The sequence below is a fragment of the Pseudoxanthobacter sp. genome, assembly GCF_036822375.1.
Lineage (GTDB): Bacteria > Pseudomonadota > Alphaproteobacteria > Rhizobiales > Segnochrobactraceae > Pseudoxanthobacter.
Genome location: NZ_DAISHT010000245.1, coordinates 1 through 1,212, shown reverse-complemented (window position 1 = coordinate 1,212; position 1,212 = coordinate 1). Strand labels below are relative to the sequence as shown.

1 pseudogene is annotated in these 1,212 nt (G+C 73.1%); it reads right to left on the bottom strand.

The annotated features are described in order from the left end of the window. A pseudogene (locus V7067_RS15680) lies at positions 1-1,189 on the bottom strand (helicase); the annotation flags it as partial. Positions 1,190-1,212 lie beyond the last annotated feature (23 nt).

Sequence of the window (1,212 nt, the reverse complement as noted above, 5' to 3'; positions counted from 1 at the left end):
CGGCCGCCTCTGCGGCCTCGGCAGGCGTCTCCGCCGGCACGCCGGCAGCGGCTTCCGCCACCGCCACGCCCCCGGCTTCCGCAGCCGTGGCGTCTTCGGCGGCTGCCGCTTCCACCGGACCTTCCGGCTGGTCTTCCGCGGCATGTTCCGCCTGACCTTCCGCCGGGGCGGGGGCAAGGGCAACAGCGGCCGGGATAACGGGGGCCGGCTTGCGGTCGAGGCGATAGCCGAGACCTTTGAGGATGGAGGCGAAATCGTCGCCCGAGCAGCCGACCAGCGAGGTCATGCGCACGGTGACCATGAAGCCGCCCTGCGGATGGGCGCCTTCGGGCGCCGGGCCGGCCTCGGGGCCGGGGCGCCAGGCCAGAATCGGGCGGATGATATCGGCGAGGCGCTCCAGAATGTCGATGCGCACGGCGCGAAGCCCGCACACCTTGAAGCCGCACACGCGGTAGAGATCGGCCGGGATTGCCGGATCGACGGTGATGGAGGTGCGGCCGGAAGCGGAAAGCTGCGGCACCTCCGCAAGGCCCGGCACCGAGAGGTCGGCGTGCTTCAGCGCCCACAGCAGGGCGAGCAGGCGGCCGGGGGCCGGCTTCAGCAGCGCGGGCACGAACAGGTGGTAGGCACCGAAGCGCACGCCGAGCTGGCGCAGCGCGCCGCGGCCCGGCTGGTCCAGCCCCTTCACCTCGTCGCTGATGGGGGCGCGTTCGACCACGCCCAGCCCCTCGGCGATGCGGAAGGCGAGGCCGCGGGCAAGGCCCGACAGATCGCTGGCCGCCGTCAGGTCGAACAGCGGCTTCAGCAGCGTGGCGATGTGGGCGGAAAGCCAGGCCGTGAGGCGGGCATCTGCCTTGTCGCGCGCCGGGCCGCTCAGGTGCTCGTCGGCAAGCAGCACCAGACCGGGCTTCAGCGCCTCGGCGCCGGGAATGAGCTTGGCCACCGCCTCGCCCAGCCAGCGCACGGCGCCGTCGGCGGCGAGCACGAAGTCGCTGTCGGCCGCACGGGCGAGCCTGTCGGCCCGTGCGTCGATCTCGCTGGCCAGCGCTTTGGCGGCGGCGGCGCGCAGCGCCTTGCCGTCCACGCCGTCGCCCGCCTGAGCGGGCACGAACCGGAAGCCCTGAAGCTGGCCGACGTGCTGGCCTTCCACCGTCACGTCGCCCGTGGGCGTGATCTCCGCGTCGAGCATTGCGTTCTCTCTCAAGCGTCTCA